General features: G+C 74.1%; 13 protein-coding genes and 1 pseudogene. 5 read left to right on the top strand and 9 right to left on the bottom strand.

What is annotated here, in order from left to right; all coding sequences use genetic code 11:
- The 3 genes from ABTZ17_RS32285 to ABTZ17_RS32295 all read right to left on the bottom strand — a co-directional run.
- Positions 1-1,438, bottom strand: a 1,438-nt coding sequence (locus ABTZ17_RS32285) for a glycosyltransferase family 2 protein (protein ID WP_352199343.1), incomplete at its 3' end; no start/stop codon positions are given.
- A gap of 260 nt (positions 1,439-1,698) precedes the next feature.
- Entirely contained in the window at positions 1,699-2,208 is a 510-nt protein-coding gene (locus ABTZ17_RS32290; protein WP_352199352.1) for a ribonuclease FAU-1 family protein, read from the bottom strand.
- 107 nt (positions 2,209-2,315) lie between these two features.
- Positions 2,316-3,263, bottom strand: coding sequence for a GNAT family N-acetyltransferase (locus ABTZ17_RS32295; RefSeq protein ID WP_352199344.1), 948 nt, complete (start codon positions 3,261-3,263; stop codon positions 2,316-2,318).
- Positions 3,264-3,487: 224 nt separating this feature from the next.
- On the opposite strand from ABTZ17_RS32295, the gene ABTZ17_RS32300 reads away from it, so the two are divergent.
- Positions 3,488-3,865: a GntR family transcriptional regulator gene (locus ABTZ17_RS32300; RefSeq protein WP_352199353.1), complete on the top strand. Its 378-nt coding sequence runs from the start codon at positions 3,488-3,490 to the stop codon at positions 3,863-3,865.
- A 54-nt stretch (positions 3,866-3,919) separates the two neighbouring features.
- Here ABTZ17_RS32300 and ABTZ17_RS32305 read toward each other — a convergent pair whose 3' ends face one another.
- Complete coding sequence (locus ABTZ17_RS32305) at positions 3,920-5,023, bottom strand: DUF5925 domain-containing protein (RefSeq protein WP_352199345.1); 1,104 nt, start codon at positions 5,021-5,023, stop codon at positions 3,920-3,922.
- 220 nt (positions 5,024-5,243) lie between these two features.
- Here ABTZ17_RS32305 and ABTZ17_RS32310 point away from each other — a divergent pair, with 220 nt between their 5' ends.
- Entirely contained in the window at positions 5,244-6,053 is an 810-nt protein-coding gene (locus tag ABTZ17_RS32310; protein WP_352199346.1) for an SGNH/GDSL hydrolase family protein, read from the top strand.
- Between the two features lie 256 nt (positions 6,054-6,309).
- Here the strand turns inward: ABTZ17_RS32310 and ABTZ17_RS32315 are convergent.
- Positions 6,310-7,398 (bottom strand): annotated as a pseudogene (locus ABTZ17_RS32315) (serine/threonine-protein kinase); the annotation flags it as partial.
- Positions 7,399-7,692: 294 nt separating this feature from the next.
- Between ABTZ17_RS32315 and ABTZ17_RS32320 the strand changes: the two are divergent.
- Positions 7,693-7,959: a hypothetical protein gene (locus ABTZ17_RS32320; RefSeq protein WP_352199347.1), complete on the top strand. Its 267-nt coding sequence runs from the start codon at positions 7,693-7,695 to the stop codon at positions 7,957-7,959.
- 34 nt (positions 7,960-7,993) lie between these two features.
- Here the strand turns inward: ABTZ17_RS32320 and ABTZ17_RS32325 are convergent, their stop codons facing one another.
- Together ABTZ17_RS32325 and ABTZ17_RS32330 are read right to left on the bottom strand one after the other, a co-directional pair.
- Complete coding sequence (locus tag ABTZ17_RS32325) at positions 7,994-9,175, bottom strand: CaiB/BaiF CoA transferase family protein (protein ID WP_352199354.1); 1,182 nt, start codon at positions 9,173-9,175, stop codon at positions 7,994-7,996.
- A 269-nt stretch (positions 9,176-9,444) separates the two neighbouring features.
- Positions 9,445-10,617 (bottom strand): type ISP restriction/modification enzyme, encoded by a 1,173-nt coding sequence (locus tag ABTZ17_RS32330; protein ID WP_502994940.1) that lies wholly within the window; start codon positions 10,615-10,617, stop codon positions 9,445-9,447.
- Positions 10,618-10,784: 167 nt separating this feature from the next.
- On the opposite strand from ABTZ17_RS32330, the gene ABTZ17_RS32335 reads away from it, so the two are divergent.
- Positions 10,785-10,949, top strand: a complete 165-nt coding sequence (locus tag ABTZ17_RS32335; RefSeq protein WP_352199348.1) for a hypothetical protein — start codon at positions 10,785-10,787, stop codon at positions 10,947-10,949.
- Positions 10,950-11,070: 121 nt separating this feature from the next.
- Here the strand turns inward: ABTZ17_RS32335 and ABTZ17_RS32340 are convergent, their stop codons facing one another.
- Positions 11,071-11,820 (bottom strand): GntR family transcriptional regulator, encoded by a 750-nt coding sequence (locus ABTZ17_RS32340; RefSeq protein ID WP_352199349.1) that lies wholly within the window; start codon positions 11,818-11,820, stop codon positions 11,071-11,073.
- A gap of 63 nt (positions 11,821-11,883) precedes the next feature.
- Positions 11,884-13,203: a homogentisate 1,2-dioxygenase gene (gene hmgA, locus ABTZ17_RS32345; RefSeq protein ID WP_352199350.1), complete on the bottom strand. Its 1,320-nt coding sequence runs from the start codon at positions 13,201-13,203 to the stop codon at positions 11,884-11,886.
- A gap of 341 nt (positions 13,204-13,544) precedes the next feature.
- Here hmgA and ABTZ17_RS32350 point away from each other — a divergent pair.
- Positions 13,545-14,651, top strand: a 1,107-nt coding sequence (locus ABTZ17_RS32350; protein WP_352199351.1) for a right-handed parallel beta-helix repeat-containing protein, incomplete at its 3' end; no start/stop codon positions are given.

A 14,651-nucleotide genomic window follows, 5' to 3' on the forward strand; every position in this document is an offset into this window, starting at 1 on the left:
AGTCCCACACCCCGGGGGCGATGGGCGCCCCGCCGTCCAGGGAACCCAGCTCGGCCGTGATCCGGAACCCCGCCCTCGACAGGTCCAGGCCCCGCTTCTCGCCCTCCTCGGCCAGCCCCGGCGCGGGCCGCACCGCCGCCGGCACCAGGTGCTCCGCACCCGTGGCCCGCTCCCGCAGCAGCAGACGGCTCGCCATCCGGGCGGTGTCCAGACCGTCCACGTACCCGTACCCGCTGAGCCGGAGCCGGCCCTCCTTGCAGGACATGCCCTCCAGCCGGTGCCGGGCCTTCAACCGGTCCGTCACCTCGAACAGCTTGTCCGGCAGGCCCGCCACCGGGTCCCGGAACAGCGGGAAGCGGCGGTACGCCCGCCCGTTCTCCGCGAACAGCTCCGCGGGCTCCTCCACCGGGTCGTACACCGACAGCTCCGCGAACGCGTCGAACTTGCCCTGCGTGAAGCAGTACAGCCGCAGCAGGTCCAGCGCCGACAGCTCCCCGGCCATGTCCGGGGTCCAGTACGCCTCGCACAGCACCCGCGCCCGGTGGTACACCTCCGTGGTGTGCGCCGGGTCCTCGGCGTACCCGCGGGCGGCCGGCATGAGGGCCTTGCCGAGCATGTTCCGGAAGTGCCGCCCCAGCATGCGGCGGCGCCCCACCGGGTCGGTGACCCGGTCGGAGACCATCCGCATCACCCGCTCGATGTGCTGGATGGACTCGTTGGCGGTGCGCGGCCGGGCGGTGATGTTCCCGCCGTCCTCGCGGCGCCGCAGGAAGTAGCAGTCGTAGTCCCCGAGCACGGAGATCTTCTTCGCGGCCAGGTAGGCGGCGGTCACGAAGAGCTGGTCCTCGCCGAACCACAGGTCCTCCGGGTACCGGATGCCGCCGTCCCGCTCCAGTAGTTCCCGGCGGATCAGCTTCGCGCTGTGCAGCGAGCGGTACACCTCCGAGGTGTACAGGTCGGCCTGCTCGGCGTGCCGGTGCGCCTTGTCGGCCACGCTGCGGCCCAGCCCCACCAGCTTGGCCACGACCAGGTCGCTGTCCTGGGCGTCGGCCATGCCCAGCAGCCGCTCCAGGGCCTCCGGGCCGAGGTAGTCGTCGGCGTCGACCACGAACACGTACCGGCCGCGGGCCAGGTCCAGGGCGCGGTTGCGGGGCACGCTGGGGCCCCCGGAATTGGGCTGGCGCAGCACCCGCAGGTGCGGGTGGAGGGCGGCGAACCGCTCCAGCTCCGCCCCGCTGCCGTCGGTGGAGCCGTCGTCCACGGCGATCACCTCGAAGCGGTCCGCCCCCAGGGACTGCCCGAGCACCGAGTCCAGGCACTCGGTCAGGTAGGGCATCGCGTTGTAGACGGCGATGACCACCGATACGTCCGGTATGCCGGAGGGCGTGCCCGGGGTGCCCGTCGCGAACGGGGAAGGAGCGACGGCGAAAGAGCCCATGGTGCGAAACATCCCTTTTCTGCCCAGCGCGTGCGGCTGATCCTCACGAAAGTATGGACCCAGCCTTCCCGACAGTGACGGGGAAGCCCCTTCGGGACGCCCCTGACCGGACCCTGATCGGCCCCGGAGCCGGTCCCGGACCCTGACCCCGATCGGTCCGGGGCCGGACCCCGGTCGGTCCGGGATCCGGGCCCCGATCGGCCCGCCGCAGGGCCGACCAGGGCCCGGCGCCGACAGGTGCCCGACCGGTGACCGGCCCGTCAGCCCGTGGCGCCGGGCAGCCGGCCCGCCCGGGCCAGCGCCTCCAGCTCGTCCAGGGCGGCCGACGCGGCCCGCGCCGCCTCCGGGTCCCGCCCCGCCAGGCCGCTCGCCGCGAACTCGTCCTCGTCGAGCCGGAGCACCTCCGCGCCGTCCGCGGAGACCCACAGGTCCAGGTCCAGGTCCTCCACCCGGATCTCCGCCGGGCCCCCGGCGACCGTCCCGGAGACCAGGGCGGGCCGGGTCACGTCGCAGTACCAGCCCTTGAGGGAGCCGTCCGCGGCCCGCACCTCCTTCACGGCGTACCAGCGGTCCCGCCAGAAGTGCTCGGTGAACACGTCCCCGGGCTCGAACCGCACGAACCCGAAGTCCCGCACCCCGTCCGCCGCCCAGGGAGCCCGGACGCTCACCCGGACCCCGTCGTCGGACAACGGCTCCGCCGGGTAGCGGATCTTCTCCCGACCCGCCTTGACCAGGACCACCGTCACCGCGCCGCCGTCGCCCACCCGCACGTCGCCCGCCCGCACGTCGCCCACCCGCACGTCCTCCTCCACTTCCGTTCCCGCTTCCGTTCCCGCTCCCGTCCCCGCGTCCCCCGCCGCCCCGATTCCGGCCCCGGTCACCGTGGCCCCGCCGCGGCGAGCGACTTGGCGTACCGCACCTCCGTGGCGCACACCTCGTACCCGAACCAGGAGTTGACCGCGAGCATCGGACCGTTGCCGGTGTCGTTGCCCGTGAACGCCTCCGTACAGCCCGCCGCCCGCGCCTTCGCCAGCGCCACCGACTTCGTCAGCTTGGCCAGGCCCCGGCCCCGGAACTCCCGCCGGGTGCCGGTCATCGCGGAGGAGCAGCGCCCCTCCCCGTCGGTCACCAGCGCGCTGAACGCCGCCGGCACCCCGTCCACCACGGCCACCGTGGTCAGCTCGTGGTCCATCGTGGGATTGCCCCACACCTGCCGCAGCCAGTCCTCGTACCCGGCGTTCTCCAACCGCACCCCGATGTCGCCGGGCTCGTCCACGCTGACCGCGGCGTCCAGCAGGTACACCGGACGCGGGTCGTCGGCGAAGGCGGCGGAGGGCAGCAGCTCCACCCCGGCGGGGACCGGGCCCGGGTCGGGCAGCTCCGGCCCCGTCAGGGAACGCCGCAGGAAGTGCGCGGAGCGGCTCGCCGCGTACCCGTGACGGAGGGCGAACCCGTGGCCTGCCGGCTCGTCCAGGGCCCACGCGAACGCCGTCCGGGCCCCGACCGCCTCCAGGTGCTCCTCGGCGGCCCGGAGCAGCAGTTCCCCCGCGCCCCGGCTCCGGTGCCCGGGCAGCACGTACGCGTTCACGTAGCCCTGGCCCGGCTCGTCGGCGTCGTGGGCGATGCCCACCTGCGCGGTGCCGGTGACCACCCCGTCCTCCTCGGTGAGGAGCACGCGGTGCCGGCGGTCGGGGTGGCCGTCCAGCTCGGCGGCCAGGGCGGGCACCGTACTGATCATGAAGGGGAGGCAGCTGCGGCGGACGCCTACGACGCCCTCGGCGTCACGGGGGTCGCCGGGGCGGAGGTCACGGACGAGAACGGTCATGGGCCGGACGCTACGCGCGGCCCCGCCCGCCCGCCTCTCCTTTTCCTCCCGGTACGGGACCCACGGGGGCGGTGCCGACCGGGCGCCGCCCGTCCACGGGGCGCGGGCGGGGGACGCGGGCGTCTGCGGGCGGCGGACGTGGGCGTCGGGCACGCACGGTGGGGTGAGGACGGTGGGGCACGGACGGTGGGGTGCGCGAGAATCGGCCCGTGACCTCGAAGAGCGTGAGCCTGAAGATCGCGGTGGACCCGGGCGGTTCCGTCGCCCCCTACGAACAGCTGCGGGAGCAGATCGCCGGGCAGGCCCGGTCCGGCCGGCTGCCCGTCGGCTTCCGACTGCCGACGGTGCGGGGCCTGGCGGAGGAACTGGGCCTGGCCGCGAACACCGTGGCCAAGGCGTACAAGGCCCTGGAGGCGGACGGGGTCATCGAGACCCGGGGCCGCAACGGCACCTTCGTCGCGGCCGGTGACGCCGCCGAACGGGAGGCCGCCGGCGCCGCCCAGGCGTACGCGGAGCGCGCCCACCGCCTGGGCCTCCCCGAGGAACGGGCCCTGGCCCTGGCGGCGGAGGTCCTGCGCGCCCGCTACGGCTCCCGGGGCTGAGCCCCCCGCGCCGCCGCCCCGCCCGCCGCCCGCGCGCTCCCCGGTGCCCCCGCCCTAAAGGTAGAGGCCCGCGTCGGCGGAGGGGTTCTGTGCGGGCACCGAGGCCGGGCTGCTGCCGCGCCGCAGCGCGAACAGCTCGGCCAGGGTGGCCCCTTCGCGGGACACCCCCTCGTCGGTGCCCAGCCAGTCCACGGCCTCGCGGTGGCTCAGCTTGCCCACCTCGATCCGCGCCAGGCAGCGACCGGGCCGCACCACGGCCGGGTGCAGGCGTTCCAGGTCCTCGTTGGTGGTGACGCCGACGAGGACGTTGCGGCCCTGCCCCAGCAGTCCGTCCGTCAGGTTGAGCAGTCGGGACAGGGCCTGTCCGGCGGTGTGCCGGGCCTCCCCGCGGATCAGCTCGTCGCAGTCCTCCAGGAGCAGCAGTCGCCAGCGGCCCTGAGCGGTGCCCTCGTCCTCGCCGATCGCGATGTCCATGAGGTAGCCGACGTCGTTGAAGAGCCGCTCCGGGTCGAGGACGCAGTCCACCTGGCACCAGTCCCGCCAGGACCGCGCCAGGGTGCGCAGCGCGGAGGTCTTGCCGGTGCCCGGCGGGCCGTGCAGCAGGAGCAGCCGGCCCGTGATGTCGTCCGGGGTGATCTTCATCAGGCGGTCCATGGCCCCGGCCACCGGAGCGGTGTAGTTGGGACGGACCTCCTCCCAGGTGCCCGCGCCGATCTGCCGGGTGGTGCGGTGCGGGCCGCGCCGCGGGGAGACGTACCAGAAGCCCATGGTGACGTTCTCGGGCTGCGGTTCCGGTTCGTCCTTGGCGTCCTCGGTGGCCTGCCCCAGGACGCGCGCGGCCAGTTCGTCGGTCTCGGCGGTGACGGTGATGTCGGCGCCGCGGCTCCACCGGGAGATCAGCAGGGTCCAGCCCGTGCCCTCGGCGAGCGTGGCGCTGCGGTCGGTGTCCCGGGTCGCGCGCACCACCCGCGCCTCCGGCGGCAGCAGGCTCGCGCCGGGTTTGACCCGCTCGATGGAGACGCTGTGCGCGTACGGCTGTTCCCCGGTGGTGAAGCGGCCGAGGAAGAGGGCGTCGACCACGTCGGACGGCGAGTCGCTGTCATCGATGTTGAGGCGGATCGGCAGTGCGTGCCGCGGGTCCTGCGGGGTGGCTGACATGGGGCCCATGATCGGGCACGAACAGGGCCCGTGCACCCGGGTTTCGCCGGTTCGGCGGTGTGGTCCACCGGGGCGCGCGCCGGTGAAACCCGGAGACGGTGAAGGTTTCCCCCGTGCTCCACCCGCATCCCCTCACCCAAGTTTCTTGGCATGGACACTTCCAGTTTTCAACGGTCGGCGATACGACGGAGGTGGCGGAATACCTGCTAAGGGAGGGTCCATGAAACTGTCCCGATTCGCGGCGTTCTCAACCTCGTTGCTCCTCGCCGCTTCGGCCGCCCTGCTCGGCGCGGCCCCGGCCGGAGCGGCCGCACCCGCGGCCTCCTTCGGCTACGTGGCGCTCGGCGACTCCTATTCCTCCGGTGTCGGAGCGGGGAGTTACGACAGCGCCAGCGGCGATTGCAAGCGCAGCACGAAGGCGTTCCCCGTCCTGTGGAAGAACGCGCATTCACCCGGTACGTTCGCCTTCACCGCTTGCTCGGGCGCTCGTACGGGTGACGTCACGGCGGGCCAGCTCGGACCGCTCGACTCCGGCACCGACCTCGTCAGCATCACCATCGGCGGCAACGACGCCGGCTTCGCCGACGTCATGACCACCTGCGTGCTCCAGTCCGAGTCCACCTGCCTCAACCGCATCAACCAGGCCAAGGCGTACGTGGACGGCACCCTGCCCGGCAAACTCGACGCCGTGTACCGGGCGATCCGCGCCAAGGCGCCCGCCGCCCGCGTGGTCGTCCTCGGCTACCCCCGCTTCTACAAGCTCAACGGGAGCTGCCTCGCCGGACTCTCCGAGACCGAACGCGCCGCCATCAACGGCGCCTCCGACCACCTCAACGCCGCCACCGAGAAGCGGGCCCGCGACCACGGGTTCGCCTGGGGCTCCGTGGTGGGCACCTTCACCGGCCACGAGATCTGCTCCAGCAGCTCCTGGCTGCACAGCGTCAACTGGACCAACATCGGCGAGTCGTACCACCCGACCGCGGCCGGACAGTCCGGCGGCTACTACCCGGTGTTCAACTCGACCGCCTGAGCGGGAGTGGGGGCGGGGGAGCGGGAGTAGGGGGCGGGGCGTACTGCCTGACATGTCACCCCGCACGGTGACGTTGCACGGTCACAGGTGACCGTGCAACGTCACACCCTCAACAAGGGCGGGCGATCCCCATTCCCTTCCCCCTCCCGCTTCCCCTTCACCGGGACAGGATCCAGAACAGGGCGACGAGGGCCAGCAGGATCAGCAGGACGCCGGCGATCAGCACCAGCCCCGCCCGGCCGCCACCGTCCCCGCCGGCCCGACCCCCCTCTCCGCTCCCCGGCCCGCCGGACGCCGGGCCCCCCGACCCGGACGGCGCCGCCCCGGGAGGACCGAAAGCGCCCACCGGTACCGCATTCCCCTCGGGGACACGACCTCCGGCCGAACCCCCGACCTCCGAACCCGTGGAGCCCGCGGAACCCGGACCCCCGGCGCCGCCGACCGGACCGGCGGCCGTACCCCGAGCCGTCACCGGCGCGGACCGCCCGGCGGGCCCGGGGCCCGAGGCGCGTCCCGAGACGGGACCGCCCTCCGCCCGTACCGCCCCGCCCGCCCCCACCAGGCGCAGCAGCCGCGAGACCTCCGCCGGGGCCATCCGCTCCGCCGGCTCCTTGACCAACAGCCCCGTCAACACCGGTGCCAGCGCACCGGCCCGCCGAGGCGACGGCGGCTCCTCCTCGACCACCGCCCGCAACGTGCCCGGCACCGTGGCCCGCCGGAAGGGGGACACCCCCTCCACCGCCGCGTACAACAGCACGCCCAGCGACCACAGATCGGATTCCGGACCCACCGCGCGGCCCGAGGCCCGTTCCGGAGAGGTGGACTCCGGGGTGCCCGCCGTCCCGTCCGGCAGCCGCGCCGCCGGGGTGTCCGCCGGGTCGGCGATGCCGAAGTCGCCCAGCAGCACCCGCCCGTCGTTGCCGAGGAGGACGTTCCCCGGCGTCACGTCCCGGTGCAGCACCCCCACCGCGTGCGCCGCGCGCAGCGCCGCGAGCACCTGCTCGCCGACGTGCGCCGCACGCTGGGGCGACATCGGCCCCTCGGCCGCCAGGACCTCCGCCAGCGACAGGCCCCGCACCAGTTCCATGACGATCCACGGCCGGCCGTCCTCCGACACCACGTCGTGGACGGTCACCACCCCGCGGTGCGAGATCCGGGCCGCGGCCCACGCCTCCCGCTCCACCCGCCGGTACGTCCGGGCGACCTCGCCGGCGTCCCGGCCGGCGGGCGCGCGGACCTCCTTGACGGCGACGTCCCGCCCGAGCACCTCGTCCCGGGCCCGCCACACCGTCCCCATGCGGCCCTGCCCCAGCGCGTCCAGCAGCCGGTACCGGCCGCCGAGCATCCGGTCACCGCTCGGCAATCCGCTCACGCAGTCCCCCTCCGCGTCGCCCCGGCGCCGCGCGACCGGACGGTCACTCCACGTTAGTGGAGAACGTCCCGTTTGCCAGCCCGTGCGACGTCGTCCGCTCGTCGCCCCCGACGGCGAGTGCGGAGAGTAGCGGGCAGCTCCGCTGAGTAACCGTCAATTGTCGCGCCGTGACGGGCGAATCACCCTCCCGGGATACCCGACTGCGCCGAGAGGGCGATAGGGTTACCCTGCCCGGGCCGGGTGCCCTCGTACGGGTGGGGAGAAGACATGGAACAGATAACGATGCGCAGCAGGCCGCCACGCGTGCCTGCCATCACCTGCGGCAGCAGCGCGACCAGTTCGCGCCTCGACCGCCACCTCGCCGTGCTCGGCGGCCCCGCCGTCCCGCAGCGCGAGGCGGCCGAAGCCACCCTGCTGATGCGCGAACTGACCTCGCGTGACCACTCGCGCGTCCGTCGCAGCCGCAGCGAGCGCGTCTCGCTGTTCGCCCCGCTGCGCCGCCTGCGCCGGTCGCTCTTCGGCAGTCGCCACTGACCCGTCCCCTCCCCGGCACCCGTCCGGCCCCGGCTCAGGCGACCACACCGTCCCGGCGCAGCCCGGCGATCTGAGCGTCCGTCATCCCCAGGGCGCCCAGCACGGCACCGGTGTGTTCGCCGAGCGCCGGAACCGCACCCATCCGCGGTTCCGGACCGCCGGGCAGCACCACCGGCGGCAACAACGCCCGCAACGGGCCCACCGGCGAACCGACCTCCCGCCAGCGGTCCCTGGCGGCCAACTGGGGATGCGCCGCCACCTCCGCGACCGAATTGAGCCGCGCGCAGGCGATGCCCGCCTCCTCCAGCCGCTCGATCGCCTCCTCCGCCGTCATCCCGGCCAGCGCCGCCGCCGTCACCTCGTCGGTCTTCACCCGGTTCGCCGTCCGCGCCGCGTTCGTGGCGAACGCCGGATCCTCCGCCAACTCCGGCCGCTCCAGCACCCGCACGGCCAGCCGGCGCCACTCCCGGTCGTTCTGCACCGACAGCAGCACCCGCCCGCCGCCCGCCGTCGCGAACGCGTCGTACGGGGCGATCACCGCGTGCGCCAGCCCCGTCCGCTCCGGCTGCACGCCCCCGTGCAGCGTGTGGTGCAGGGGATGCCCCATCCACTCCGCCAACGCGTCCAACATGGACACCTCCACCGGCCCGCCCCGCCCGGTCGCCCCGCGCCGCAGCAACGCCGCCAGCACCCCGGAGAAGGCGTACATCGCGGCAGCGATGTCCGCCGCCGGGATCCCCGCCTTCACCGGCCGCTCCGGCGTCCCCGTCACCGAGACCAACCCCGCCTCGCACTGCACCAACATGTCGTAGGCCCGCTTGTGCGCGTACGGGCCCTCGGCGCCGTACCCGGACACGTCCACGGCCACCAGCCGGGGGAACCGCGCGCACAAGGAAGCGGCGTCCAGACCCAGCCGGGCCGCAGCGCCCTGCGCGAGGTTCTGCACGAACACGTCGGCGCCGGCCAGCAGCCGTTCCACGACCTCCCTGCCCCGCGGATCCTTCAGGTCCACCGCCACCGACTCCTTGCCGCGGTTGGCCCACACGAAGTGCGAGGCCAGACCGGCCGCGGCGGTGTCGTAGGCGCGGGCGAAGTCCCCACCGTCCGGACGCTCGATCTTGATCACCCGGGCCCCCAGGTCCGCCAACTGCCGGGTCGCGAACGGAGCCGACACCGCCTGCTCCACGGCCACGACGGTGACTCCCTCAAGGGGCAGGGGGACGGGCGATCGCTCGGCGCCGGACCCGCCGGACCCGACGGACCCGGCGACGGCCCCGGAAGCCCCGGAGGGCGGGGTCGGGCCGGACGGCTCGGACGAGTGAGACGGCTCGGACCGGTCGGACGGCTCGGACGGATCCGCGGGGTTCGAGTGCACTGTTACGGGTGACATGGCATGCAGACCTACCCGCTGGAACCCCGCCCTGTCACCCCCTCACCCACCGCCTCCCGCGCCCGTCCGCTCGGTGGGCCGGCGCTCCCGCCGCCTCACAGCAGCGCGAACTGCCCGCCCGGCCCCTCCTCGGCCTCGTCCAGCACGGAAGCGGGGCGCCGGGCCGTCCGCGGCACCGGCAGGACCCCGGCCTCCCGGAGCACCGCGGCCGTCACCCGCTCCCCGGCCGCCACCTCCTCCCGCAGCGCGGCCCGCTCCGGCTCCAGCCCCGCGAGCAGGGCCAGCGCGCTGCACAGCGCCAGGAGCTCCGAGGTCCACTCCTGCGGCCAGCGGACGGGACCCAGCGCCTCCAGCCCTTCCTCGCTCCGGTAGCCGGTGCGTTCCGCGAACCAGCGCTCCAACACCGGCACCCCGTCCACGGCGAACTCCCAGGCCGCCGCCGGCACCGGCGACAGTACGCCCGGCCCGAGGCGCAGCTCCTCCGTCTCCGGGTCGTACGCCAAGCTCTCCGGCCGTGCCGGCACCGCCGCCCGCACATAGGGCCGCCGGCCGCCGGGCAACCTCGCCCGGCCGCCCCCGCGGGCGTCGCCGAGCTGCACCGTCAGGATCCGGTGCCCCAGCTCCAGCCCCGCCCGCCACCGTTCCGGGTCCGCCGGCAGCGGCACCTCGTACCCCCGGGGGCCCGGCCCGCCCGCCGCGAGCGCCCAGGCCAACAGGTCCTCCGCGGTCACCCCGGTCCGGTAGCGGTCGGCCAGGAGCCCGGTCAGGCCCGGGGCCAGATTGGGCTCCGCCCCGCCGGGCCGCCGGTACAGCGGCCGCACCGGTCCCGTACGGCCCACCGGCAGGTACGCCGTCACCTGGGGCCGCACCCCGCCGACCAGGAAGAGCTGCCGGGGATCCCGTACCCGCCACAGTTCGGGCCGGGCCGCGTCGATCAGCCGCTGGTCCGGCAGCAGCCACTGCTCGTGGAACGGCCCCACCAGGACCCGCACCGGCTCCGGAAAGGCGCCGGGGGAGACCGCGAACCGCCCGGTGGCCGCGTCCCGCTGCCCCGGCAGGGCGGCGGCGCCACCACCGGGGGAGCGCAGCCGGGACGGCCGGAACAACCGGTCGCGTTCGGGGCCCTCGGCGGCGGTCAGGGCGTTCCAGCGGGCCCGCAGGGTCCCCGGATCGGGGGCGGTGACCCAGCCCCGGCCCAGCCGCGGCGCGGGCACCGACCACGGCATGAGATCGTCCAGCAGCGGTACGTCTTCGCTCACGGCGCCGATGGTAGGGGCTGCCCGGGGGACGTTCCCAGTGCCCGGGCCGGGCCCCGGCCGAAGCGCTACGCTCCTCGTACGGGCCGGATCACGGGCCGCGGGCCCCGCACACCGGGCGCTCCGGGCGGGCCCGCCGCACCCCGTGCCGCCGGCCGCGCACCGAGCCGGGAGGCGCCATGAGCGAGTACGGCAGCGAGTACACCACCCCGTCGCAGGCCGAAGGCGAACGCCTGGACGAGGACATGGACGAGAAGGAGCGGCGGGCGAGCCACCACCCGCAGACCGCCCGCACCACCCCCTCGCAGGCCGAGGGCGAACGGACCGCCGAAGACGACCGCTGACCCGCGCCCGAGACGACCGCTGACCCGCGCCCGAGACGACCGCTGACCCGCCCGGCGGGGGAGGGGCGCTCCGGGTGACCGCGGCGCGTCCCGGGGTCGGTCCCGTGCGCGCGTGCCCGGATCAGTGGGCGTCGACGGTGACCGTGAAGGAGAAGCGGTCCCCGCGGTAGCGGATCCGGGCCACGTCCACGACCTGTCCCGCCTCGTCGTAGGTGACCCCCGTGTAGTGCAGGATCGGGCTGAGCAGCGGCACCTGGAGCAGTTCGGCCGTCGGCGGGTCCGCGAGCCGCGCCTCGACGGTGTCGGTGATGCGGCTGATCCGCACGCCGACCACGTCCCGCAGCACCTTCGTCATCGGCCACCGCTCCAGGTCCGCCGGGTCCACGGACGCCGCCAACTCGGGCCGCAGGGCGTTCTCCGCCCAGTTGGTGGGCTCCCCGCTGGTGCCGTCCCGGCGCAGCCGCCGGTAGGTGACCAGCTCGGCCGCGCCGGGGAAGTACTCGGTCAGGTCCCCCGGAACCGGTCCGCGGGTCTGGCCGAGAACCGTCGTCCGCTCGCCCGACTGCTGGGCCACGATCGCGTCGACCGAACCCAGCAGCCGCACCGGGGCCCCGCGCCGCGCCCCCGGCTCGATGAACGTGCCGCGCCGCCGGTGCCTGCTGATCAGACCCTCCTGCTCCAGCTCCTTGAGGGCCTGGCGCATGGTCAGCACGCTCACCCCGTAGTGCTCGGCCAACTGCTCCTCGGTGGGCAGCCGGAGCGAGGCGTCCGGGGTGCGCCCCAGTATCGAGGCGCGCAGGGACTGCGAGACCTGGTACCAGAGCGGAAGCTTCCGGTTCAGGACCACGGAGTCGGGGGCGAAGGCGGTCACGGCTGTCGTTCTTTCCGGGGGCGGGCGGCGGGCCGGGCGTGCAGGAATGCTAGGCCCTCACCGTCACGCGCGGAAATGGCGCTCCATGCCCTGCCACACGTCGTCGTAGCCGCGCTGCAGGTGCTCGGCTCCGGCGGCCTGCGCGGTGGCGATGATCGGCCAGCGGGTCTCGAACATGAAGGCCAGGCCGTCGTCGATCTTCTGCGGCTTCAGCTCGGCCGCGCTGGCCTTGTCGAAGGTCTCCCGGTCGGGGCCGTGCGCGGACATCATGTTGTGCAGCGAACCGCCGCCGGGCACGAAGCCCTCGGCCTTGGCGTCGTACGCGCCCTCGATGAGGCCCATGTACTCGCTCATGACGTTGCGGTGGAAGTACGGCGGGCGGAAGGTGTCCTCGCCGACCAGCCAGCGGGGCGCGAAGACCACGAAGTCCACGCCCGCGAGACCGGGGGTGTCGGAGGGTGAGGTCAGCACCGTGAAGATCGACGGGTCGGGGTGGTCGTAGCTGATCGTGCCGATCACGTTGAAACGGCGCAGGTCGTACACGTACGGCACGTGCGTGCCGTGCCAGGCCACGACGTCCAGCGGGGAGTGGCCGTAGGTGGCGGTCCAGAGGTTGCCGCAGAACTTGTTGACCACCTCCACCTCGCCCTCCACGTCCTCGTACGCCGCCACCGGGGCCTGGAAGTCACGGGCCGCCGCCAGACCGTTGGCACCGATGGGGCCCAGGCCCGGCAGCTCGAAGGGCTGGCCGTAGTTCTCGCAGACGTAGCCCCGGGCGTCCTCGTCCAGCAGCTCCACCCGGAAACGGACCCCGCGCGGAATCAGCGCGACGTGCCCCGGCTCGGCCCGCAGCAGCCCGAACTCGGTGCGCAGCAGCAGCCCGCCGCGCTCGGGAACGATCAGCAGCTCGCCGTCCGAGTCGCTGAACACCCGGTCCATGGAGGCGTTGGCGTGGTACAGGTGCACGGCCATGCCGGACCGCTGCGCGGCGTCGCCGTTGCCGCCCAGGGTCCACAGACCCGCCAGGAAATCGGTGCCCGGAGCGGGCTCCGGCAGCGGGTTCCACCGGAGCCGGTTGGGATCGGGCACGGTCTCGGCGAAGGGGGCGGTGCGCAGCCCGCCGTTGTCGGTCCGGGTGAACGGCGGGTGCGCCGCCGAGGGCCGGATCCGATACAGCCAGGAGCGCCGGTTGTGGGTGCGGGGCTCGGTGAAGGCGCTGCCGCTGAGCTGCTCCGCGTACAGGCCCAGGGGGGCCCGCTGGGGGGAGTTCCGTCCGAGGGGCAAGGCGCCCGGGACCGCCTCCGAGCTGTGCTCGTTGCCGAAGCCGGTGAGGTACGTCAGCCCCTCCGCCGTCTTCCTGGCCTGCTCGACGCCGCTGCCCATCTGCCCGCTCCCGCTCTGCCGAAGGAATCCTATGCCTGACAGTAGGATTCCGGGGCCCGTCCGTCAACGGCGAGCCGGCGCCCCCGGCCGGCGGGAGAGCGCGAACGGCCGGAACTCGTCGGGCGGGGGAGCGGGGGCGTGGGGGCATGAGCCCCGGGACGCGGGCCCGGGGGCTGTCCGGGTCCGACCTCGGGGCCCGCGTCCCGGGCCCGCGTTCCGACCTCTCCTTGGCGGGCGCGCTCCGCCCCGCCCCCGCCCCGTGTCCGCTCCTCCGGCGGCCCGCGGAATCCATGCCGCGCGGGGGGCTCTCAAAAGATGAACATTGCTCTACTCTCTCGCGCATGTCGTGGATCCGCAGGTCTCCTGCCGTGCCCGGGCCCCGCCCCGGAAGAAGCCAGGGAGCGGCCGTCGTCACCGCCCTCCTCGCCCTCCTCGCACTGCTCCTCGCCGCCCCCGACGCCCGGGCCCACGAGGAACGCCCCGTCACGTTCCCCGACGGCTCCGGCTCTGTCCCCACCTACCGCACCGGCGAACCCGACCTGCTCGTCTGCAAGACCGACCGGGCCGCCTTCGGACGCCGGATATCGGGCTTCCCCGCCCCGCTGCGCGCCCGCAACCAGACCCTCTTCGAACGCTGCGCCAAGAGCGGCTACCGCCACCTCCAGCAGGCCGTCGACGCCGTGGACCGCCCCGGCATGAACATCGCGGTCCTCCCCGGCCTCTACGAGGAGGAGCCCTCGCTGCCCGAACCCACCGGGGCCTGCGCCTCCCTCAAGGCCCCCAGCTCCTCACTGGGCTACCAGATCCTGTCCTTCGCACAGCAGCGGCAATGCCCCCACAACCAGAACCTCGTCGCGATCCTCGGCAAGACCGACCTCCAGATCGAGGGCACCGGCGCCTCCCGCCTCGACGTGGTCTTCGACGCCAAGTACCGCAAGCTGAACGCCCTCCGCGCCGACGAGTCCGACGGGATCTACTTCCGGAACCTCACCGCCCAGCGCACCACCTTCAACTCGCTGTACATCCTGGCCGGCGACGGATTCGTCATCGACGACGTCCTCACCCGCTGGAACGACGAGTACGGCTTCCTCACCTTCGCCAGCGACCACGGCCTGTACAAGAACTGCGAGTCCTACGGGAACGGCGACTCCGGCATCTACCCCGGCAGCGCCTCCGACATCAACGACGGCCGCGGCTACGACGTCCCCCGCCACTCCATCGAGATCGCCAACTGCCGCAGCCACCACAACATGGTCGGCTACTCCGGCACCGCCGGGGACTCCGTCTGGGTCCACGACAGCGAGTTCGACCACAACATGGGCGGCGCCTCCATGGACAGCGCCTTCCCCGGCCACCCCGGACTCCCTCAGAACCACGCCAAGTTCGAACGCAACCTCATCCACGACAACAACCAGGACTACTACCGCCACGTCGCCGACGGCACCTGC

This window comes from Streptomyces sp. NPDC097619 (assembly GCF_040302735.1).
Taxonomy (GTDB): Bacteria; Actinomycetota; Actinomycetes; order Streptomycetales; family Streptomycetaceae; genus Streptomyces.